The organism is Mesorhizobium sp. M7A.F.Ca.MR.148.00.0.0, assembly GCF_003997735.1.
Classification (GTDB): Bacteria; Pseudomonadota; Alphaproteobacteria; order Rhizobiales; family Rhizobiaceae; genus Mesorhizobium.
Map to the genome: position 1 here is coordinate 4023 of NZ_RZTB01000174.1, position 921 is coordinate 4943.

1 protein-coding gene is annotated in these 921 nt (G+C 63.4%); it reads right to left on the reverse strand.

All coding sequences use genetic code 11. The features are described 5' to 3' along the window. Window positions 1-42: 42 nt before the first annotated feature. Window positions 43-654, reverse strand: a complete 612-nt coding sequence (locus tag EOB49_RS31620; RefSeq protein WP_127383277.1) for a methyltransferase domain-containing protein — start codon at window positions 652-654, stop codon at window positions 43-45. Window positions 655-921 lie beyond the last annotated feature (267 nt).

Genomic DNA, 921 nt, shown 5'->3' on the forward strand with positions numbered 1-921 from the left:
CCTCTGTCGCCTTTGGCGACATCTCCCCCTCGAGGGGGGAGATTACGCTCGCCGCGCAAACGCCCACACCATCAGCGGGTATTCCTCGTCATTGCTGAGATCCCGCCACAGGCCGTAGGCGCGGACGGGGCCGCCGATATGGGCTCTGGCGCAGGCCTTGTTGCCCCAGCCGTGGACCTTGACGTTGGCTTCCGCGAAGCCGCCCTCGACCATCAGCTGCTTGAGGCCGGCGGGGGTCCATCTGTTGTAGTCGTGCGGCCTGGCGTGGACGCGAAACAGGAAAGGTGTTGCCACCATCGCCCAGCCGCCGGGCCGGGTCATGGCGTGGATGTTTTCCACCGCCGCGTGAGGCCGCCGCACATGTTCCAGCACCTGGTCGGCGATGACGATCGAATATTGCTCGTCGGTGCGATCCCTGCAGATGTCGAAGGCGGGGAAATCGACCGAGCGGTAATTGGGGCACATCGCCCGCCAATAGCGGTTCCAGCCGGGCGATATCTCGATCACGTCGGAAGCCTTGCGGTTGCCGGCTTCGAGAAACAGCGTGAACGCCTCGATCTGGCGGATGCGCAGCCAGTTGCGGGAATCGTAACCAATGAGCCGTTTCACGGCGCGTTTGCTTTGGCTTTTCAGGGCGGCAAGGCTTGTCGTCACATCGACCTCCTCCAAAACCCGCCGCGAGGAACAGTCTAGCCCAAACAAGTGGGCAAAAAATGACATCGATATGCGCCGCTCCTCGAAGCGGCGCTGACTGAGTTAAGACGGGGCCGGCGATAACCGCTTAGTAATCGCCGTTGTAATAGCGGTCGTCGCAAGGGGCGGTGTAGATGCGGCCGCTGCGGTCCTGATAGCGGCACATCTGTTCGCCACGACGCTGCGGCGTGGTGGAGCTGCCGACAACGGCGCCCAGCAACGCGCCGG